Raw genomic sequence first — 20,269 nt, 5'->3', positions numbered from 1 at the left:
ATCGATCTCCCCGACCGGCTCAGGCCACCGGCCGGAGCCGCTCAAAAAAGCCGGTTCAGGCCGTCGTAAGCAGCTACCCGATAGGCTTCGGCCATGGTCGGGTAGTTGAACGTGGTGTTGACGAAGTACTTCAGATTGTTCTGCTCACCCGGCTGATTCATGATCGCCTGGCCGATGTGAACGATTTCCGAAGCCTGGTAGCCGAAGCAGTGCACGCCGAGGATTTCCAGGGTTTCGCGGTGGAACAGGATCTTCAGCATGCCTTGCGGCTCGCCGGCGATCTGCGCGCGCGCCATGCCCTTGAAGAACGCCTTGCCCACTTCGTACGGCACCTTGGCCTGGGTCAGCTCCTGCTCGTTCTTGCCGATCGAGCTGATCTCCGGGATGGTGTAGATGCCGGTCGGCACGTCGTTGACGAAGCGCCAGCTGCCGTTGTCGACGATGCTGCCGGAGGCCGAACGGCCCTGGTCGTGGGCGGCACTGGCCAGGCTCGGCCAGCCGATCACGTCACCGGCGCCGTAAATGTTCGGCACGGTGGTGCGGTAGGCTTCGTCGACCTCGATCTGGCCACGGCTGTTGACCTTGATGCCGATGTTTTCCAGGCCCAGCTTGTCGGTGTTGCCGGTACGGCCGTTGCACCACAACAAGGCGTCGGCCTTGATCTTCTTGCCCGACTTCAGGTGCAGGATCACCCCGTTTTCCAGGCCTTCGACGCGCTCGTACTCTTCGTTGTGGCGCACGGTGATATTGTTGTTGCTGAAGTGGTAGCTCAGCGCCTGGGAAATTTCCGAGTCCAGGAAGCTCAGCAGCTGGCCGCGGTTGTCGACCAGCTCTACCAGCACGCCAAGGCCGCTGAAGATCGAGGCGTACTCGCAACCGATCACACCGGCGCCGTAGACGATCAGCTTGCGCGGGGTGTGACTGAGACTGAGGATGGTGTCGCTGTCGTAGACGCGCGGGTGGTGGAAGTCGATGTCGGCCGGGCGGTATGGGCGCGAACCGGTGGCGATGATGATGTGCTTGGCGTTGAGCTTTTCGACCACGCCATTCGGGCACACCACTTCGACGGTCTGCTCGTCGGCGAAGCTGCCGGTGCCGAAGAACAGATCGACGCGGTTACGGGCGTAGTAGCCGGTACGCGACGCAACCTGCTTGGCGATGACCTTCTCGGCGCTCTTGAGCACGTCGGGGAAGGAGAACCAGCGCGGCTCACCGATGGCACGGAACATCGGGTTGGTGTTGAACTGCATGATCTGCCGCACCGAGTGACGCAGCGCCTTGGACGGGATGGTGCCCAGGTGGGTGCAGTTGCCGCCGACCTGACGGCGGCTGTCGACCATTGCCACCTTGCGCCCCGCTTTGGCGGCGTTCATTGCCGCGCCTTCACCGGCCGGGCCGGAACCCAGCACCACTACGTCGTAGTTGTAGACAGCCATGCGTACTCCTTCAGAACTGGCCCGGGGTTACGGTTACCCGCGGGACTCGATCATGCCGCCGGGGCGTCATGAGAAAATTCGGGTGCAGTCTAATCAAGCGTGAACGCCGCGCACATTAACCCTTGGTCGCGTCGTAGGCCAATTTTGCCTGCACTACATGTCATTCACCGATCCCTGGCAGCGATCATCCCTGCCAACGCTTTCAATCGCCTTTCACCGCCTGCTCGAATGCAGGGGTCGCTCGGGAGACGAAGCCACCCTCGGCCCGAGTCACCAATACCGCAGCCAGATCATGGGCCACGGCGAAGTCCCAGCCGCGCTCCGGCCCCAGGATCAACAGCAGGGTCGAATAGCCATCGGCCTGCAGCGCCGAGGCATCGAGCACGGTGACCGCGGCCAGGTCGTGATCGACGGGGCGCCCCAGGCGGGCATCGAAGGTGTGTGAATAGCGCCGGCCATTCTCCTCGAAATAGTGGCGATAGTCACCCGAGGTCGATACCCCCAGGCCATTGACCGCAATGATCTGGCGGGCGATCTGGCGGTCTTCGCGGGGCAGTTCCAGGGCGATGCGCCAAGGGCTGCCATCGGGCTTGCGGCCCACGGCCTTGAGCTCGCCGGTGGCTTCGGCGACGAAACTGGCCACGCCCATGGCGCGCAGGCGCTCGGCGATCAGGTCGACGGCGTGGCCAGCGGCGATGCTGTTGAAGTCCAGTTGGACCGGGGCGTCCTTGCACAGGGCCTGGCCGTCGACGCGCAGATGGTGATAGCCGACCCGCTGGCGAGCCTGGGCCAGGGCCTGGTGGTCGGGTACCTGTTCGTGGCGGGCCTGCGGGCCGAAGCCCCAGAGGTCGAGCAGCGGCTCGACGGTGAGGTCGAAAGCGCCGTCGCTCAGCTCGGCCAGGTGCTGGCCGAAGGCGACCAGTTCGAGCATGTCGGGCGGCAAGGCCGTGCACTGGTTGGCGGGCAGCAGGTTGAACTGGCTGACCGTGGAGTCGCTGCGGTAGGTCGAGTAATGCTGATCGATGTCGTTGAGCAGGCTCTCGACCGCCGCCTGAACCTGGGCCGGGGCCGGGCCGCCGGGTTCGCGGACGTACTGGATGCTGTAGCTGCTGCCCATGGTCGGGCCGCCCAGGCGTTCCAGGGTCGGGCCCTGGTTACAGGCGGTGAGGAGCATCAACAATATTGAAAGGATTGCGCGCAATATCGAGTTCTCGATTGCCTGTGCCGGCCCTTTCGCGGGGCAAGCCCGCTCCTACAGGGGAACGCGATCGCCTGTAGGAGCGGGCTTGCCCCGCGAAAGGGCCGGCACAGATGAACACAAATGCCAGGCAAAAAAAACGGGAACCCGAAGGTTCCCGTTTTTTCATGCGCTTACAAGCGAATCAGCGTGGAAACGCTGGCGGGTTCACACCCGACATTTCTTCCATCACGCGAACGACCTGGCAGCTGTAGCCGAATTCGTTGTCGTACCAGACGTACAGGACAACGCGGTTGTCGTTGGCGATGGTCGCCTCGGCATCCACAACACCAGCGTGGCGCGAACCTACGAAGTCGGTCGAAACCACTTCCTGCGAGCTGACGTAGTCGATCTGCTTGTGCAGTTCCGAGTGCATGGCGGTCTGGCGCAGGTACTCGTTGATCTCGTCGCGGGTGGTCGGCTTCTCGAGGTTCAGGTTGAGAATGGCCATCGAAACGTTCGGCGTCGGAACGCGAATGGCGTTGCCGGTCAGCTTGCCCTTCAGCACTGGCAGTGCCTTGGCGGCAGCGGTGGCGGCGCCGGTTTCGGTGATGACCATGTTCAGCGGCGCGGCACGGCCACGGCGGCTGCCCTTGTGGAAGTTGTCGATCAGGTTCTGGTCGTTGGTGAACGAGTGAACGGTTTCGACGTGGCCGTTAACGATGCCGTACTGGTCGTTGATGGCTTTGAGCACCGGCACGATGGCGTTGGTGGTGCAGGACGCTGCCGAGATGATCTTGTCATCGGCAGTGATGTCGCCGTGGTTGATGCCGTGCACGATGTTCTTCAGTGCGCCCTTGCCAGGTGCAGTGAGAATCACGCGGGCAGCGCCCGGGCAAGCCAGGTGCTGGCCCAGGCCGTCGGCGTCACGCCACACACCGGTGTTGTCGACGATCAGCGCGTTGTCGATGCCGTACTGGGTGTAGTCGACTTCGCTCGGGCTCTTGGCGTAGATGATCTGGATCAGGTTGCCGTTGGCAGTGAGGGTGTTGTTGGCTTCGTCGATGGTGATGGTGCCATCGAACGGGCCATGCACCGAGTCACGGCGCAGCAGGCTGGCACGCTTGACCAGGTCGTTCTCGGCGCCTTTGCGCACGACGATGGCACGCAGGCGCAGGCCGTCGCCGCCACCGGTCTTCTCGATCAGGATGCGCGCCAGCAGGCGGCCGATGCGGCCGAAGCCGTACAGGACGACATCGGTACCCTTGCGGGCCGAAGCGTTCTGCTGGCCAACCACGTCGGCCAGTTCTTCACGGACAAACTGCTCGGCAGTGCGGCCATTGCCTTCCTGCTTGAATTTGTTGGCCAGCTTGCCCAGGTCGACCGAAGCGGCGCCCAGTTTCAGCTCGCTCATGGCCTTGAGCAGAGGGAATGTCTCGTGTACGGACAGTTCGGTCTCGTCGGTCTGACGGTGACGCGCAAAGCGGTGAGCTTTGAGGATCGAGATAACCGAACGGTTGATCAGGCTGCGGCCATAGATCGAGCTCACCACGTTGTTGTTGCGGTAGAGCTGACCGATAAGCGGGATCATCGCTTCAGCCAGAGCTTCACGATCAATCCACTCACCAAGACACTGGTCGGGCTTCTGAGTCACGGGAACCTTCCACATGTAGGGACAGAAAAAAGGGGCTACATTATGACGCCCCTGCGCGTAACCGGCAATGAGCGCCTGTCGCCGATGGCAAAGCCCGCAGTTCATGGCCTGTCGAGCCTGACAGCAGGCACCGTCACCGGTACAATCGATCTCTTTGCCGCAACGCTTGGAGTGCAATCTCCCGTGTCAGTTCTGCGCCTTCCGCAAATGTCGGCCACGGCCGGCAAACAAACCTGGGGCAACCTGCCCGGTGCCGCCCTCAGCCTGGCCATCGCCGAGGCCGCCAGCAGCGCGGGCCGCTTCACCCTGCTGCTGACCGCCGACAGCCAGGCGGCCGATCGTCTGGAACAGGAGCTGCGCTTCTTTGCTCCGGACCTGCCGGTGCTGCCGTTTCCCGATTGGGAAACCCTGCCCTACGACCTGTTCTCGCCGCACCAGGACATCATTTCCCAGCGTATCGCCAGCCTTTACCGGCTGCCGGAGCTGAGCCACGGCATTTTGGTAGTGCCGATCACCACCGCCCTGCACCGCCTGGCCCCCACGCGCTTCCTGCTGGGCAGCAGCCTGGTGCTGGACGTAGGCCAGACCATTGACGTCGAGCAGATGCGCACGCGCCTGGAAGCCACCGGCTACCGCTGCGTCGACACGGTCTACGAGCATGGTGAATTCGCCGTGCGTGGCGCATTGATCGATCTGTTCCCGATGGGCAGCAAGCTGCCCTATCGCATCGACCTGTTCGATGACGAGATCGAGACCCTGCGCACCTTCGACCCGGAGACCCAGCGCTCGATCGACAAGGTCGACTCGATCCGCCTGCTGCCGGCACGCGAGTTCCCCATGCAGAAGGAAGAGGTGACCCGCTTCAAGGCGCGCTTCCGTGAGCGCTTCGATGTCGACTTCCGCCGCAGCGCAATCTTCCAGGACCTGGCCAGCGGCATCATTCCCGCCGGTATCGAGTACTACCTGCCGCTGTTCTTCGAAGAAACCTCGACCCTGTTCGACTACCTGCCCGCCGACACCCAGGTGTTCTCGCTGCCGGGCGTCGAGCAGGCTGCCGAGCACTTCTGGAACGACGTTCGCGGGCGCTACGAAGAACGCCGTGGTGACCTGACCCGCCCACTGCTGCCGCCAGCCGAACTGTTCCTGCCCGTGGAAGACTGCTTCGCCCAGCTCAAGCAGTGGCCACGGGTGGTGGTCAGCGCCGATGACATCGAAGCCGGTGCCGGCCGCGAACGCTTCCCGGCACGCGCCCTGCCCAACCTGGCCATCGAAGCCAAGGCCAACCAGCCGCTGGCGGCGCTGGCCGGGTTCCTCGACCAGTTCAGCGGCCGCGTGCTGTTTACCGCCGAATCGGCGGGCCGCCGCGAGGTGCTGCTGGAGCTGCTCGAACGCCTCAAGCTGCGCCCGCAGACGGTCGACAGCTGGGCCGACTTCATCACCGGCCGCGAGCGCCTGGCGATCACCATCGCCCCGCTCGACGACGGCCTGCTGCTGGATGACCCGGCCATCGCCCTGGTCGCCGAGAGCCCGCTGTTCGGCCAGCGCGTGATGCAGCGCCGACGCCGTGAAAAACGCGGCGAGGCAGCCAACGACGCGGTCATCAAGAACCTCACCGAACTGCGCGAAGGCGCGCCGGTGGTGCACATCGACCATGGCGTGGGCCGCTACCTGGGCCTGGCCACCCTGGAAATCGACGGCCAGGCCGCCGAATTCCTCACCCTGGAATACGCCGAGGGCGCCAAGCTGTATGTGCCGGTGGCCAACCTGCACCTGATTGCCCGCTATACCGGCAGCGATGACGCCCTGGCGCCGCTGCACCGGCTGGGCTCCGAAGCCTGGCAGAAAGCCAAGCGCAAGGCCGCCGAACAGGTCCGCGACGTGGCTGCCGAGCTGCTCGACATCTATGCCCGCCGCGCTGCGCGCAAGGGCTATGCGTTTGCCGACCCGGCTGCCGACTACGCCACGTTCAGCGCAGGCTTCCCGTTCGAGGAAACCCCCGACCAGCAAGCGGCCATCGAGGCGGTACGGGTCGACATGCTGGCACCCAAGCCGATGGACCGCCTGGTGTGCGGCGACGTCGGCTTCGGCAAGACCGAAGTGGCCATGCGCGCAGCCTTCATCGCCGTGCACAGCGGCCGCCAGGTGGCGGTGCTGGTGCCGACCACCCTGCTCGCCCAGCAGCACTACAACAGCTTCCGCGACCGCTTCGCCGAATGGCCGGTGAAGGTCGAGGTGATGAGCCGCTTCAAGTCGGCCAAGGAAGTGGCCGCTGCGGCCGCCGACCTCGCCGAAGGCAAGATCGACATCCTCATCGGCACCCACAAGCTGCTGCAGGATGACGTGCGCTTCAAGGACCTGGGCCTGGCGATCATCGACGAGGAACACCGCTTCGGCGTGCGCCAGAAAGAGCAGCTCAAGGCCCTGCGCAGCGAAGTGGACATCCTCACCCTGACCGCCACGCCGATCCCGCGCACGCTGAACATGGCGGTGGCGGGCATGCGCGACCTGTCGATCATCGCCACGCCGCCGGCGCGACGCCTGTCGGTGCGCACTTTCGTCATGGAGCAGAACAAGAGCACGGTCAAGGAAGCGCTGCTGCGTGAGCTGCTGCGCGGCGGCCAGGTTTACTACCTGCACAACGATGTGAAAACCATCGAGAAGTGCGCCGCCGAACTGGCCGAGCTAGTGCCGGAAGCGCGTATCGGCATCGGCCATGGGCAGATGCGCGAACGCGAACTGGAACAGGTGATGAGCGACTTCTACCACAAGCGCTTCAACGTGCTGATCGCCTCGACCATCATCGAGACCGGCATCGACGTGCCCAGTGCCAACACCATCGTCATCGAGCGTGCCGACAAGTTCGGCCTGGCCCAGCTGCACCAGCTGCGCGGCCGGGTTGGCCGCAGCCACCACCAGGCCTACGCCTACCTGCTGACGCCGCAGCGGCAGAAGATCAGCGCCGATGCCGAAAAGCGCCTGGAGGCCATCGCCAACACCCAGGACCTCGGTGCCGGCTTCGTGCTGGCCACCAACGACCTGGAAATCCGCGGTGCCGGCGAGCTGCTTGGCGAAGGCCAGAGCGGGCAGATCCAGGCGGTGGGCTTCACCCTGTACATGGAAATGCTCGAACGCGCGGTCAAGGCCATCCGCAAGGGCACTCAGCCAAACCTCGAGCAACCGCTCGGCGGCGGCCCAGAGATCAACCTGCGCCTGCCGGCACTGATCCCCGAGGACTACCTGCCCGACGTGCACGCCCGCCTGATCCTCTACAAGCGCATCGCCTCGGCGGCCGACGAAGAAGGCCTCAAGGACCTGCAAGTGGAGATGATCGACCGCTTCGGCCTGCTGCCCGAGCCAACCAAGAACCTGATGCGCCTGACCCAGCTCAAGCTGCAGGCGGAAACCCTCGGCATCAAGAAGGTCGACGCTGGCCCTAACGGCGGCAAGCTCGAATTCGAGGCCGAGACCCCGGTCGATCCGCTGACCCTGATCAAGCTGATCCAGGGCCAGCCCAAACGTTACAAGTTCGAAGGCGCGACACAGTTCCGTTTCCTGGTACCGATGGAACGCCCCGAAGAACGCTTCAATACCCTGGAGGCGCTGTTCGAGCGCCTGACCCCACAGCCTGCCTAAGGAAGATCCATGCGTGCCATCCGTTGCCTGACCCTGCTGCTCGCGCTGTTTGCGCCGGCCGCCTTTGCCGAAGGGATGTATCAGGTGGAAATGATCCTGGTGCGGCAGAACAGCGTGCCCGCCTTCACCAGCCCGTTCGCCCCGGAAGACTGGAGCGCGGGCGCCCCACGCCTGGACAAGGGCGCCGAGCGCCCACTGGCCCTGCAGGACGAGGCCACCCGGCTGGAGGCCACCGCCGACTACACCGTGCTGCTGCACAAGGCCTGGCAGCAGCCGGTCAGCAGCGACACCAGCCGCATCGCCCTGGGCGCCGGCAACGAGCAGTTCGGCCACTTCCCCATCGAGGGCAACCTGGGCATCACCGCCGGCCGCTTCATCGCCGTAGAGGCCAGCTTCTGGGTCAACCAGCTCGACAGCAACGGTAACGTGCTGCAAAGCGAGCAGTTCAAGCAGAGCAACAGCAACATGAAAGGCGGCCAGCTGACCTTCCTTGATGGCGGCCACCTGGCCCTGCTGCTGAAGGTCACGCCACCGGGCACGCCGAAGATGCCAGTGATGGACCCGGAGATGATGGAGCAGTGATGTGAGCCAGAGCGATGCGCAGTTCTTCGTGCGTGCACACAAAGGCTGGCAGATCGGGTTTGATCGCAGGACCCTGCGGCGCGGCCAGGAATATGCCGATGAAGACAGAAGCGAGATCGTGTCGATCCTTGACATGACGATCCGTGCTCAATGCAAAGGTTCGGCAGGCCGCACTTACTATCAGCGCATTACTCTGGACATGACTGAGGATGGCCTGGAATGCGAAGGCACGTGCTCTTGCCCTGTAGGAGAGAACTGCAAGCATTGCGCAGCCGCTCTGTATCTACTGGAACAGGGTCCGGATTGCTCCGAGGGCGATCAAGAAACGTCGCCCGCCCCTATGGAAGCCGTACAGCAGTCACTTGACCTGCCCCCTGAGCTCGCCCATTGGGTAGAGACCCTGGAAGTTACGGCAGAGCCTTCAGAGCCCGCCAAGCGCAAAGGCCCCTCGCTCTACTACCTGCTCAGTAACGAGCACGGCAGGTGCATGCTCAGCGTTTTCAAAGGCACACGACAAGCCGATGGCCAGTTGACTCTGGGGCGCCCTGGCTCACTGCCTGAACTGCTTTACTACACGCCGCGCTATGTAACGGATGAAGACCTGCGCATCCTGAGGCTGATTGATGCCCTCGGCAAAGATTACAGTCTGCCCATTGCCAGGCTGGAGGGGAAAAAAGGCGCAGAGCTGTACGAATTCGCACTGGCTAGCGGGCGCTTGATGTGGGGTCATCAAACGCCATTGTCCCCCGGCCCTGCACTACAAGCCGAATTTCGTTGGGTAAGGCTCGACAACGGCAGCTATCGCGGCGCCTGGCAGCACGATGGCAAAGTGCATGACACAGCACTGCCACTGGACCCGCTCTACTACATTGACACCCAGACGGGGCTTACCGGCAAACTGCTGCATGATCTGGATCCCTTTGTTGCCAGCCAGTTGGCAAGTGCACCTACGGTGCCAGAGCATCTGATCATCCCGCTGAGCCATCGGCTGAACGCGCTGAATCGCCAGGTCCCTACCCCCACAAGCGTGCGCAGCGAAGTGGTCGAGCATATTCAACCCAAGCCCCACCTGACCCTTGGCAGCCTCGAATTCAGTGCCTACATGCCCAAGACCGGGCGCATGCAGCGGCAGATGCAGCACCGCGCCGCCCTGGCCTTTGACTATGACGGCCTGCGCGCCAGCGGCAGCGACGACAAACCACTGACCCGCCTGGTCGACACCACCAGCCAGCGCATCCGCCGCCAGCCCCAGGCCGAGCAGACGCTGCGCAAGGTGCTGCGCGACCTCGGCTTCAAGCCCGCCACCCGGCAGAGCAAGGCCCTGCCCGACAGCGCTGGCGAGATGCTCCAGCTGCCCGACGACGAAGCCTGGTTGCGCTTCGCCCGAGATGGCCTGCCACGCTTGCGAGAAGCCGGCTGGGACATCGACATCCACCGCGACTTCGCCTTCAACCTGCAGGACGTGGACGACTGGTACGCCAGCATCGACGAAGCACCCGGGCATGAATGGTTCGACCTGGAGCTGGGCATCGTGGTCGAAGGCCAGCGCCACAGCCTGCTGCCGATCGTGCTGCAACTGCTGCGCAGCAACCCTGAGCTGCTGCGCCCCAGCGAGCTGGCGCGGCGCAGCGACGATGAGCACCTGCTGATCGACCTCAATCGCGGCCGCCTTGACAGCCCGGCCTTGCGCGTCGCCCTGCCCTACGGCCGCATCAAGGCGGTGATGGGCACCCTCGGCGAGCTGTATCTGCACGAAGATGCGGTTGGCCCGACCCTGCGCATGGACCGCGCCGACGCCGCACGCCTGAACGACATCGAGCACCTGCCGTTGCACTGGGAAGGCGGCGCCCATGTGCGCGACCTCGGCCGGCGCCTGCGCGATGCCCGCGACCTGCAGGTCGACGTGCCGGACGGGCTCAACGCCACCTTGCGGCCCTACCAGCAGCAGGGCCTGAACTGGCTGCAGGCTCTGCGCGAAATGGGTACCGGCGGCATCCTCGGCGACGACATGGGCCTGGGCAAGACCCTTCAGGCCCTGGCTCACCTGCTGCTGGAAAAACAGTCCGGGCGCCTGACCGCTCCGGCACTGGCGGTGATGCCCACCAGCCTGGTGCCCAACTGGCTCGACGAAGCCCGACGCTTCGCCCCCGATCTGCGCGTACTGGCCCTGCACGGCCCAGGTCGCAGCAAGCACTTTGCCAAGTTGCACGATTACGACCTGGTGCTCAGCACCTATGCCCTGGTACCACGCGACCTGGAACACCTGCGCGCGCAAGCCTGGCATGTGCTGGTGCTGGACGAGGCACAGAACATCAAGAGCAGCACCAGCAAGGCCGCCCTCGCCGTCTGCGACCTGCAGGCCAACCAGCGCCTGTGTCTGACCGGCACGCCAATGGAGAACAACCTGGGTGAGTTGTGGTCGATCTTCCACTTCCTCATGCCCGGCTGGCTGGGGGACGTGAAACGCTTCAACCAGGATTACCGCACCCCGATCGAACGCCACGCCGACACCGAGCGCCTGGCCCACCTGGTCAGCCGGGTGCGCCCATTCCTGCTGCGCCGCACCAAGGAACAAGTGGCCACCGAGCTGCCGGCCAAGACCGAAATGGTCCACTGGGTCGAGCTCAGCGACGCCCAGCGCGACACCTACGAAGCGGTGCGCGTGGCCATGGACAAGAAGGTCCGCGACGAAATCGCCCGCAATGGTGCGGCGCGCAGCCAGATCGTTATCCTCGACGCCCTGCTCAAGCTGCGCCAGGTGTGCTGCGACCTGCGTCTTGTCAAAGGGGTCGAGACCAAGGGCAACCAGGCCGACAAGGGCAAGCTCGGCGCGCTGTTGGAGATGCTCGAAGAGCTGCTCAGCGAGGGGCGCCGGGTCCTGCTGTTCTCGCAGTTCACCTCGATGCTGGCACTGATCGAGCAGGAGCTGGAAAAGCGCAAGATCCGCTACAGCCTGCTCACCGGTGACACCCGCGACCGGCGCACGCCGGTGCAACAGTTCCAGCAGGGGGACAGCGAAGTGTTCCTGATCAGCCTCAAGGCTGGGGGTGTGGGGTTGAACCTCACCGCTGCGGATACCGTGATCCACTTCGACCCGTGGTGGAACCCTGCCAGCGAGAAACAGGCGACCGACCGCGCCTACCGGATTGGCCAGGACAAGCCGGTGTTTGTGTTCAAGCTGATTACCCGGGGGACGGTGGAAGAGAAGATCCAGGCGCTGCAGCAGGAGAAGGCAGCGCTGGCGGCGAGCCTGCTCGATGGTGGACAGGCGGGGCAGTGGCGGCTGGGGGATGACGAGATCGAGGCGCTGTTTGCTCCATTACCAGGCAAGCGTGGACGCTAAGCAGGTTTACCCTGTACCGGCCTCTTCACGACGGTGTGACGCGAAGAGGCCGGTTGCGATCAAGCCACCAATTGCGCCTCCCTCAATGCCCCCAACGCCTCCACCCAACGTGGCTGCTGGCGATAGTCGGTCCGTGCAAAGCTGAAGCCGCGCATCCGGGCAAGGCGCGGCGATGGTTTGACCTGCATGCACTGCGCCTTCTCAAGAGCGAGCTCTGCCGAAGCTCGGTCATTGCATACCAGCCCCACGTCACATCCCGCACGGAATGCCGACTCAACGCGATCAGCGATGTCGCCAACCCCGCTAGCGCCTTTCATCGACAGGTCATCAGTGAAGATCAGCCCTTCAAAACCGAGTTCCCCCCTGAGAATTTCTTGAATCCAACGCTTCGAGAACCCGGCCGGCTTATTGTCGACTTTTGAATAGATGATATGCGCAGGCATCATCGCCTCCAGCTGCCATGATAGCCGCGCGAATGGCACCAAGTCCGCCCCGCGCAGCTCTTCAAGACTACGGGTATCCGTCGGAATTGCTACATGCGAATCGACCTCGACCCAACCATGCCCGGGGAAATGCTTGCCGCACGCGGCCATGCCCGCAGCGTTCATCCCACGGATGAATGCGCCCGCCAGCACTGCGACACGTTCAGGGTCACGACCAAAGGCACGCTCTCCAATGACAGCGCTTCGCCCATAGTCCAGATCCAGCACGGGAGCGAAACTGATGTCGATACCGATGGCCAACACCTCTGTCGCCATCAGCCAACCACAATGCTCGGCCAGTCGCTCGGCATTGTCGCTCCTGGCAATTTGCGCCATGGACGGCAGCCTCACGAAACCCTTGCGGATACGCTGTACCCGCCCACCTTCCTGATCGACTGCAATGATCAAATCCGGGCGAATATCGCGCACCGACTGGCACAATTCGCTCACCTGGCGCGGGTGTTCGATGTTGCGGGCAAAAAGGATCAGACCCGCGACTTCGGGCTGGCGCAGCAGCTGTCGATCCTCAGGCGTCAACCGCTTGCCATCGATATCAACCATCAAAGCGCCCTGCATACAAACTGTCATGACAAAAACCTCAAATAGGAGACCAGTTACCCATTACGGGAAAGCACAGGCATCTGTGCATTGCCCGAGTCTCCTTTGCGTGATCTGGAGGGTGGCACAGGGCAGCAGTTCCCAGCCCATCCCTCACCAGCCCACCCCAATCAAGCTGTTTTTGTAGTCAGTCTGAAGCCCGCTTCAATCGACGAGTTGTGCGTCCTGCAACGCTCCCAGGGCGTGCAGCCAACGCGGCTGCTGACGGTAGTCGGTGCGCGCAAAGCCCTGACCACGCATGCTGGCAACCCTTGGCGACGGCCTGACCTTGAGACGCTGTACCGCACTCAAGGCCAGCTCTGCAGCTGCTCGGTCGTTGCACACCAGCCCCATATCACAACCCGCGCTCAATGCGGCTTCGATACGGCTAGCCGCGTCACCGACAACTTGTGCACCGGCCATCGACAAATCGTCACTGAAGATCACGCCCTCGAAACCAAGCTCACCACGCAGGATGTCCTGCAGCCAGCGCCGCGAGAACCCGGCCGGCTGGTTGTCAACCTGCGGGTAGATGACATGCGCCGGCATCACCGCCGCCAGTTGCCCGCTGAGGCGGGAGAACGGCACCAGGTCCGCTTGGCGCAGTTGATCGAGGCTGCGTTCGTCGGTAGGAATCGCCACGTGCGAATCCGCCTCGGCCCAGCCATGCCCCGGGAAGTGCTTGCCACAGGCCGCCATGCCCGCTGCATTCATGCCACGAATGAACGCGCCGGCCAGCTGCGTGGCACGCTCAGGGTTACCTTCGAAGGCACGGCTGCCTACCACCGCGCTGCGCTGGTGGTCGAGGTCGAGCACCGGAGCGAAGCTGAGGTCGAGGCCGACCGCCAGCACTTCCGTCGCCATCAGCCAGCCGCACTGCTCGGCCAGGTACTCGGCATTGGCATTGTCGGCGATGGCGCGCATCGCCGGCAGGCGCACGAAGCCCTGGCGCAGGCGCTGTACCCGCCCCCCTTCCTGGTCGACCGCCAGGATCAGCTCGGGGCGGATGGCGCGGATCGAAGCACACAGCTCGCGCACCTGGCGCGGGCTGTCGATGTTGCGGGCAAAGATGATCAGGCCGGCCACTTCCGGCTGGCGCAGGAGCTGGCGATCTTCGGCAGTCAGCCATTTACCGGCGATATCCACCATCAGGGAGCCTTGCAGGCTGGCGGTCATAGACAATCCTTCATTGCAAATTCAGTGAAGCCCACTGGGGGCAGGCGGCCTCGTCGATACGCACCGGGCAATGTGCCGGAACACGTTCGAACAGGCCAAGCAGATCGGTGTTGCGCAAACGTATGCAGCCATGGGACAGCGGCACGCCCAAGGGTTCCGTGTCTGGCGTGCCGTGCAGATAGATGTAGCGGCGAAAGGTGTCGACACTGCCCAGACGGTTGATGCCCGGCTCACAACCGCTGAGCCAGAGGATGCGGGTCAGGATCCAGTCACGCCCGGGATGCTGCGCGTGCAGCGCTGGCGACCAGACCTCGCCAGTCCAGCGCCGGCCTTGCAACACGGCATTGACTGGCAAGCCTGCGCCAATCCGTGCACGCACCTGGTGCAGCCCGCGCGGCGTGCAACCCGAGCCGATGCGCTCACCCGCGCCATTGCGCGCAGTGGACACAGCAACGCGCACGCGCAGCTGGCCCTGGGCAAAGCCATAGAGGCGCTGGTCGGCGAGGGAAATGTGCAGGAAATCGAGGTCAGGCATGGGCACTAGCTTAGCCGAAGCGCCCTGCCCCGCCCAGCCTTCAGGCCTTGGCGGTGGTGCCGCCAGTCTTGCTGCGCGGGCGCAGCTGGGCGCTGGCCATGGCGTTGTCGGTGACACCGGTGTCGGCACGCATGCCGGCGGCCAGGAACGGTACCATCAGGCGCATGACCTGCTCGATCGAAGTGTTGATGCCGAAATCGGTCTCGGCAATGGCGCGCAACGCCTTGATCCCGGACATGCTGAACGCCGCGGCACCGAGCATGAAATGCACGCGCCAGAACAGCTCCAGCGGCGGAATCCGCGGTGCGGCTTCGTTGACCAGCAGCATGTAGCGGCGGAACACCTTGCCGTACATGTCCTCAAGATAGCGCCGCAAGTGGCCCTGGCTCTGACTGAAGGCCAGCCCCAGCAGGCGCATGAAGATCGACAGGTCGTTGTTGCTGCGCGGCTGCACGACCAGTGCCTGCTCTACCAGCATTTCCAGCAGCTCTTCGAGGCTGGGTTTCTGCTCGGGCTTGGCCTGACGCCGCTCCAGCTCGCGCTCGAGGCTGGCGCAGAATGGCCCGAGGAAGCGCGAGAAAACCGCCTGGATCAGCGCCTTCTTCGAGCCGAAGTGGTAGTTGACCGCTGCGAGGTTGACCCCGGCCTTGCTGGTGATCAGCCGCAATGAGGTTTCCGCGAAGCCTCGTTCCGCGAACAGCTGCTCGGCAGCATCGAGGATGCGTTCAACGGTTTCAGATTGGGCCATCACTACTCCGCCAGACAGAGACAAACAGGTGTTTGAAACATACGTTTCAGGCCTGCTCATGTCAAGGCTCGGTGACTGGGCGGTCGCCATTTAAAAGCGCCAGACTGCAGGCTGCAAGCGTCATCCTGCGTATTTCCCGTTGCTTTGTGCTTGCAGCGCATCCAGTACTGTATATAATTCCAGTCACTGTATAAAAAGACAGAGCGCCTGCCATGTTGAAACTGACGCCACGCCAAGCCGAGATCCTGGCCTTCATCAAACGCTGCCTCGAAGACAACGGCTTCCCACCGACGCGTGCGGAAATCGCTCAGGAGCTGGGCTTCAAGTCGCCGAACGCCGCCGAGGAGCACCTCAAGGCCCTCGCCCGTAAAGGCGCGATCGAAATGACCCCGGGCGCTTCCCGCGGCATCCGCATCCCGGGCGTCGAGGCCAAGCCCGAAGAAAACGGCTTGCCGATCATCGGCCGCGTAGCGGCTGGCGCCCCTATCCTCGCCGAGCAGCACATCGAGCAATCCTGCAACATCAACCCGACCTTCTTCCACCCCCCAGCCGACTATTTGTTGCGCGTGCACGGCATGAGCATGAAGGACGTCGGCATCTTCGACGGCGACCTTCTTGCCGTGCACACTTGCCGCGAGGCCCGTAATGGCCAGATCGTCGTCGCCCGCATCGGCGATGAAGTGACCGTCAAGCGCTTCAAGCGCGAAGGCAGCAAAGTTTGGCTGATCGCCGAAAACCCCGAGTTCGCCCCCATCGAAGTCGACCTGAAAGAACAGGAACTGGTGATCGAGGGTTTGAGTGTCGGCGTCATTCGCCGCTGATCCAGGAGGCGTCATGCAGCAGTCCATCCAAGCACATCAGCAGGTCCAACTTCCACTGTTCGAAGCGTTCCTCGCCCAGCCGGTACTGCCAGGCCTGAAGGCCAGCGAGCAGGCACGCAAGAGCAGCCATCCGGAGCTGTTTAGCGAGCTGTCCCTGCGTGGCGCCACCGAACACTGCCAGAGCCTGTTGGCACCGGTGCTGCGTGAACTGAGCGAAGAGGAAGAAGCCCGCTGGCTGACGCTGATCGCCCCACCGGCCAGCCTGACCCAGGCCTGGCTGCGTGATGCCGGGCTTAACCGCGAACGGATCCTGCTGCTGCATCCCCGCGGCAATCAGAGCGCGCTGCAACTGGCCTGCGAAGCGCTGCGCCTGGGCCGCAGCCACACGGTCGTCAGCTGGCTTGGCAGCGTCAACGCTACCGCTCGCCAACAACTGTTACGCGCAGCGAGTGCCGGAAACGCACAAAGCCTGAACATCCGCCTCGGCTGATGTTCAGGCTTTGCCTGTGAAGCAGTACAAGCAGACGCTTTAGTGCAGCACGCGCGGCCCTTCGTCGCGCTCCAGCTCACCATCCATCAGGCGACCTGCCATCTGCACGCCAACGCTCAGCATGGCCTTGGCAACCTCTACATGTTGGCCCTGCAGAAACGCCTTGGCGTCTTCCGAGAAATCCAGGGTTACCAGGGAGCCTTCATCCTCGGCGCGACGCAGCTCGATACGGCCATCAGGCAACTCGACAATTTCCAGAAACGACGTAGACATATAGGGCAGTTCTCCACGAAAGGCCGTTAGTGTACCAGCCGCTGCGGCTATCAGCACTCACTCAACGCGTCGCGGAAACGTCTCACCAAGCCTTTGAGGTCATTACGCCAGCTTTCCAGCTCTTCCCGCGAAAGTGCAGGATGCTCGGGCTCATCGAGATTGACGGCCTGAATCAGCGGCTGGGTGACGTCAGTTTTGGGTGCTTTTTTCGCGACCGGTGGTCGGAACAAATCGGCATAAGAGCTGAGCAGTTGCGCCAACCAGGTTTCGCGCTGGCGAACCAGCTCGAGCATCTCTGCAACTTCAGGAATGGCGATGTTGTTCAGCGCATCGTCGGCCAACGCCTGCTCGACCGAAGCCACCACGGGCAGGCGATAGAAACCACCGATTTCATGACACAGCCCCAACAGCGCGCCGTACAGGTGGAACAGCGCCGACTCGCGCTCGGCCTGAACCAGGCCTTGGGCATTCATGGCCTGGCTCTGCTCGGCCTTGGCCATCGACTCCAGGGCGAGGCCTGCGAAGAACAGTTTCTGGTTGGTGCGGGTATAGAGTTCCTGGGCCATTTCAGTGCCCTCCGTAAGGCTGCGAGGCGGATAGCTGCATCATAAATGATTGGGGCCGCAAAGCGGCCCCAATTACAGTGCTGAAGGATCAGCGCTTGTCTTCGACTTTCCAGCTACCACCGTCGTAGAACGCCTTCCAGCCAGTCGGCTTGCCATCGACCTCGGACTGCACGTACTGCTCCTTGGTCTTGCGGCTGTAACGAATCACCGCCGGGCGACCTTCAGGGTCCTTCTGCGGCGCATCACACAGGAAGTGGTACTTCGGATCGATCTCGTGCTTGTGCGGCACGATCTCCAGCACCAGCGGTGCACGGGTCTCGCGGTTTTTCGGGAACTGGCTGGCAGCCAGGAACAGCCCCGAAGCGCCGTCACGCAGCACGTAGGTGTCGTCGACCTTCTCGCACTTGAGCTCCGGCATTTCCACCTTATCCATCTTCGGTGGCGCTGCCTCACCGCTCTTGAGCAGTTTGCGGGTGTTCTTGCAAGTCGGGTTGGTGCAACCGAAGAACTTGCCGAAACGGCCCGTCTTGAGCTGCATCTCGCTACCGCACTTGTCGCACTCCAGGCTCGGCCCTTCGTAGCCCTTGATGCGGTAGCTGCCCTCTTCGATCTCGTAGCCGGCGCAATCCGGGTTGTTACCGCAAATGTGCAGCTTGTGCTTCTCGTCCAGCAGGTAGGCATCCATTGCCGTGGCACAGATCGGGCAGCGGTGCTTGCCCAGCAGCACGCGCGATTCCGATTCACCCTCGTCGTCCGCGGCAATCTCGTCGCCCGGCACCAGGTTCACGGTCGCCTTGCAACGTTCCTTCGGCGGCAGGCTGTAACCCGAGCAACCAAGGAATACGCCAGTGGAGGCGGTGCGGATCATCATCGGCCGGCCGCATTCCTTGCACGGAATGTTGGTCATGGTCGGCTGGTTGGCACGCATGCCGCTTTCTGCGGATTCGGCGGTCAGCAGCTTCTTGCTGAAATCGCCATAGAACTCGTCGAGCACGTTCTTCCAGTCACGCTCGCCCTGGGCCACGTCGTCGAGGTTCTCTTCCATGCCGGCGGTAAAGCCGTAATCCATCAGGTTGGAGAAGCTTTCCGACAGGCGCTCGGTGACGATGTCGCCCATCTTCTCGGAGTAGAAGCGGCGGTTGTGCAGAGTGACGTAACCACGATCCTGGATGGTGGAAATGATCGCCGCGTAGGTCGACGGGCGGCCAATGCCGCGTTTTTCCATTTCCTTGACCAGGCTGGCTTCAGTGAAGCGCGCCGGCGGCTTGGTGAAGTGCTGGCTCGGGTCGAGCTGAATCAGCTTGAGCGCTTCGCCCTGGGCCATTTCCGGCAGCACATCGTCTTCGCCCGGCTTGCTCTGTTGTGGCAGCACGCGGGTGTAACCGTCGAACTTGAGGATGCGACCCTTCGCACGCAGCTCGAAATCGCCTGCGGCCACGGTGACGCTGGTGGACAGGTATTGTGCTGGCGGCATCTGGCAGGCCAGGAACTGGCGCCAGATCAGCTCGTACAGGCGCTCCGCGTCCCGCTCCATGCCGCTGAGCTTGGTCGGATGGGTGTTGACGTCCGAGGGGCGAATCGCCTCGTGCGCTTCCTGGGCGCCTTCCTTGCTGCCATATACCAGCGGGGCTTCCGGCAGGTACTGCTTGCCGAACTCGCGCTCGATGTAGCTACGCGCCATGTCCAGGGCGTCGGCCGACAGGTTGGTCGAGTCGGTACGCATGTAGGTGATGTAACCCGCTTCGTACAGACGCTGGGCCATCATCATGGTCTTCTTCACCCCGAAGCCCAGGCGGTTGCTCGCAGCCTGCTGCAGGGTGGAGGTGATGAACGGGGCCGACGGTTTGCTGCTGGTCGGGCGGTCTTCGCGCTTGATCACGCTGTAGCTGGAAGCCTTGAGCTTCTCCAGCGCAGCCATGGCCGTGGCTTCGTTCAGCGGTTTGAAGGCTTCACCCTTCTCCCGCGCCACTTCGAAGCGCACCTTGGCGTTCTTGGCAGTGCCGAGGTCGGCATGCACTTCCCAGTATTCTTCCGGGACGAAGGCACGGATCTCGCGCTCACGTTCGACCACCAGCTTCACCGCCACCGACTGCACGCGGCCGGCAGACAGGCCACGGGCGATCTTGGCCCACAGCAGCGGCGAGACCATGTAACCCACCACGCGGTCGAGGAAGCGCCGCGCCTGCTGGGCATTGACCCGGTCGATATCCAGCTCGCCCGGCTGCGAGAACGCTTCCTGGATCGCCTTCTTGGTAATTTCGTTGAACACCACACGCTTGTAGCGGGTGTCGTCACCACCGATGGCTTCGCGCAGGTGCCAGGCAATGGCTTCCCCTTCGCGGTCCAAGTCGGTTGCGAGATAGATGGTGTCGGCATCCTTGGCCAGGCGGCGCAGCTCTTCGATCACCTTCTCCTTACCGGGAAGGATCTCGTACTTGGCTTTCCAGCCGTGCTCGGGGTCGACGCCCATGCGCGCCACCAGCTGGCGACGGGCCTTCTCTTTCGGCGACAGCGCCGGAGCCTCACCCGCAGCGGCCTTGCCACGCTTGGCGGCCGGCTCTTTGCTTGCGCTGGCCGAACCGCTGGTGGGGAGGTCTCGGATATGGCCGATACTCGACTTCACCACGTACTGGTTGCCCAGGTACTTGTTGATGGTCTTGGCCTTGGCCGGGGATTCCACAATGACCAGCGATTTGCCCATGGATCGGAGTATTCCTGAATCTGAAGATGAAAAACGCGTCAGGTGCCAGACGCGG

General features: G+C 63.3%; 15 protein-coding genes. 5 read left to right on the top strand and 10 right to left on the bottom strand.

Features of this window, described 5'->3' with window-relative positions; all coding sequences use genetic code 11:
- Nucleotides 1-41: 41 nt before the first annotated feature.
- The 3 genes from sthA to C2H86_RS20265 all read right to left on the bottom strand — a co-directional run bounded on the left by sthA (nucleotide 42) and on the right by C2H86_RS20265 (nucleotide 4,282).
- A complete protein-coding gene (sthA, locus tag C2H86_RS20275) occupies nucleotides 42-1,436 on the bottom strand; it encodes a Si-specific NAD(P)(+) transhydrogenase (protein WP_159409524.1) in 1,395 nt (464 codons plus the stop codon).
- A 202-nt stretch (nucleotides 1,437-1,638) separates the two neighbouring features.
- Nucleotides 1,639-2,610: an FAD:protein FMN transferase gene (locus tag C2H86_RS20270; protein WP_159409523.1), complete on the bottom strand. Its 972-nt coding sequence runs from the start codon at nucleotides 2,608-2,610 to the stop codon at nucleotides 1,639-1,641.
- A 208-nt stretch (nucleotides 2,611-2,818) separates the two neighbouring features.
- Nucleotides 2,819-4,282: a glyceraldehyde-3-phosphate dehydrogenase gene (locus tag C2H86_RS20265; protein WP_159409522.1), complete on the bottom strand. Its 1,464-nt coding sequence runs from the start codon at nucleotides 4,280-4,282 to the stop codon at nucleotides 2,819-2,821.
- 168 nt (nucleotides 4,283-4,450) lie between these two features.
- On the opposite strand from C2H86_RS20265, the gene mfd reads away from it, so the two are divergent.
- From mfd to C2H86_RS20250, 3 genes are read left to right on the top strand one after another with little or no spacing between them, the layout of a single operon-like run.
- Entirely contained in the window at nucleotides 4,451-7,900 is a 3,450-nt protein-coding gene (gene mfd / locus C2H86_RS20260; RefSeq protein ID WP_159409521.1) for a transcription-repair coupling factor, read from the top strand.
- Between the two features lie 9 nt (nucleotides 7,901-7,909).
- Entirely contained in the window at nucleotides 7,910-8,482 is a 573-nt protein-coding gene (locus C2H86_RS20255) for a CsiV family protein (RefSeq protein ID WP_159409520.1), read from the top strand.
- Nucleotides 8,483-8,510: 28 nt separating this feature from the next.
- Nucleotides 8,511-11,825 (top strand): DEAD/DEAH box helicase, encoded by a 3,315-nt coding sequence (locus tag C2H86_RS20250; RefSeq protein WP_240349727.1) that lies wholly within the window; start codon nucleotides 8,511-8,513, stop codon nucleotides 11,823-11,825.
- Nucleotides 11,826-11,884: 59 nt separating this feature from the next.
- On the opposite strand, the gene nagZ (C2H86_RS20245) is transcribed toward C2H86_RS20250, so the two are convergent.
- From nagZ (C2H86_RS20245) to C2H86_RS20230, 4 genes are all read right to left on the bottom strand, one after another.
- On the bottom strand, nucleotides 11,885-12,895 hold the full coding sequence (gene nagZ / locus C2H86_RS20245) for a beta-N-acetylhexosaminidase (RefSeq protein ID WP_159409518.1): 1,011 nt from the start codon (nucleotides 12,893-12,895) through the stop codon (nucleotides 11,885-11,887).
- 174 nt (nucleotides 12,896-13,069) lie between these two features.
- Nucleotides 13,070-14,068: a beta-N-acetylhexosaminidase gene (gene nagZ, locus C2H86_RS20240; RefSeq protein WP_205524630.1), complete on the bottom strand. Its 999-nt coding sequence runs from the start codon at nucleotides 14,066-14,068 to the stop codon at nucleotides 13,070-13,072.
- A gap of 22 nt (nucleotides 14,069-14,090) precedes the next feature.
- The gene (locus tag C2H86_RS20235; RefSeq protein ID WP_159409516.1) at nucleotides 14,091-14,615 is read right to left on the bottom strand and encodes a L,D-transpeptidase; all 525 of its coding nucleotides are present in this window, start codon (nucleotides 14,613-14,615) and stop codon (nucleotides 14,091-14,093) included.
- A 40-nt stretch (nucleotides 14,616-14,655) separates the two neighbouring features.
- Entirely contained in the window at nucleotides 14,656-15,363 is a 708-nt protein-coding gene (locus C2H86_RS20230; RefSeq protein ID WP_159409515.1) for a TetR/AcrR family transcriptional regulator, read from the bottom strand.
- A gap of 212 nt (nucleotides 15,364-15,575) precedes the next feature.
- On the opposite strand from C2H86_RS20230, the gene lexA reads away from it, so the two are divergent.
- On the top strand, nucleotides 15,576-16,184 hold the full coding sequence (gene lexA / locus C2H86_RS20225; RefSeq protein ID WP_159409514.1) for a transcriptional repressor LexA: 609 nt from the start codon (nucleotides 15,576-15,578) through the stop codon (nucleotides 16,182-16,184).
- 13 nt (nucleotides 16,185-16,197) lie between these two features.
- Entirely contained in the window at nucleotides 16,198-16,674 is a 477-nt protein-coding gene (gene sulA / locus C2H86_RS20220; RefSeq protein WP_159409513.1) for an SOS-induced cell division inhibitor SulA, read from the top strand.
- A gap of 39 nt (nucleotides 16,675-16,713) precedes the next feature.
- Here the strand turns inward: sulA and C2H86_RS20215 are convergent, their stop codons facing one another.
- From C2H86_RS20215 to topA, 3 genes are all read right to left on the bottom strand, one after another.
- Nucleotides 16,714-16,947: a hypothetical protein gene (locus tag C2H86_RS20215; RefSeq protein ID WP_004376430.1), complete on the bottom strand. Its 234-nt coding sequence runs from the start codon at nucleotides 16,945-16,947 to the stop codon at nucleotides 16,714-16,716.
- Nucleotides 16,948-16,997: 50 nt separating this feature from the next.
- The gene (locus C2H86_RS20210; RefSeq protein ID WP_159409512.1) at nucleotides 16,998-17,513 is read right to left on the bottom strand and encodes a DUF6586 family protein; all 516 of its coding nucleotides are present in this window, start codon (nucleotides 17,511-17,513) and stop codon (nucleotides 16,998-17,000) included.
- 88 nt (nucleotides 17,514-17,601) lie between these two features.
- The gene (gene topA / locus C2H86_RS20205; RefSeq protein ID WP_159409511.1) at nucleotides 17,602-20,214 is read right to left on the bottom strand and encodes a type I DNA topoisomerase; all 2,613 of its coding nucleotides are present in this window, start codon (nucleotides 20,212-20,214) and stop codon (nucleotides 17,602-17,604) included.
- Nucleotides 20,215-20,269 lie beyond the last annotated feature (55 nt).

Origin of the sequence: Pseudomonas putida (assembly GCF_009883635.2) — a bacterium.
Classification (GTDB): Bacteria; Pseudomonadota; Gammaproteobacteria; order Pseudomonadales; family Pseudomonadaceae; genus Aquipseudomonas; species Aquipseudomonas putida_W.
The sequence above is the reverse complement of the archived record's forward strand: the minus strand, read 5'-3'. Positions and strand labels throughout refer to the sequence as shown.

Excerpts from the sequence above, each read along its gene's own strand:
- sulA (WP_159409513.1), top strand. The coding sequence starts at position 16,198 with ATGCAGCAGTCCATCCAAGCACATCAGCAGGTCCAACTTCCACTGTTC.
- C2H86_RS20235 (WP_159409516.1), bottom strand. The coding sequence starts at position 14,615 with ATGCCTGACCTCGATTTCCTGCACATTTCCCTCGCCGACCAGCGCCTC.
- C2H86_RS20210 (WP_159409512.1), bottom strand. The coding sequence starts at position 17,513 with ATGGCCCAGGAACTCTATACCCGCACCAACCAGAAACTGTTCTTCGCA.
- sthA (WP_159409524.1), bottom strand. The coding sequence starts at position 1,436 with ATGGCTGTCTACAACTACGACGTAGTGGTGCTGGGTTCCGGCCCGGCC.
- C2H86_RS20230 (WP_159409515.1), bottom strand. The coding sequence starts at position 15,363 with ATGGCCCAATCTGAAACCGTTGAACGCATCCTCGATGCTGCCGAGCAG.
- nagZ (WP_159409518.1), bottom strand. The coding sequence starts at position 12,895 with ATGACAGTTTGTATGCAGGGCGCTTTGATGGTTGATATCGATGGCAAG.
- topA (WP_159409511.1), bottom strand. The coding sequence starts at position 20,214 with ATGGGCAAATCGCTGGTCATTGTGGAATCCCCGGCCAAGGCCAAGACC.
- C2H86_RS20270 (WP_159409523.1), bottom strand. The coding sequence starts at position 2,610 with ATGCTCCTCACCGCCTGTAACCAGGGCCCGACCCTGGAACGCCTGGGC.
- C2H86_RS20215 (WP_004376430.1), bottom strand. The coding sequence starts at position 16,947 with ATGTCTACGTCGTTTCTGGAAATTGTCGAGTTGCCTGATGGCCGTATC.
- C2H86_RS20265 (WP_159409522.1), bottom strand. The coding sequence starts at position 4,282 with ATGTGGAAGGTTCCCGTGACTCAGAAGCCCGACCAGTGTCTTGGTGAG.
- C2H86_RS20255 (WP_159409520.1), top strand. The coding sequence starts at position 7,910 with ATGCGTGCCATCCGTTGCCTGACCCTGCTGCTCGCGCTGTTTGCGCCG.
- lexA (WP_159409514.1), top strand. The coding sequence starts at position 15,576 with ATGTTGAAACTGACGCCACGCCAAGCCGAGATCCTGGCCTTCATCAAA.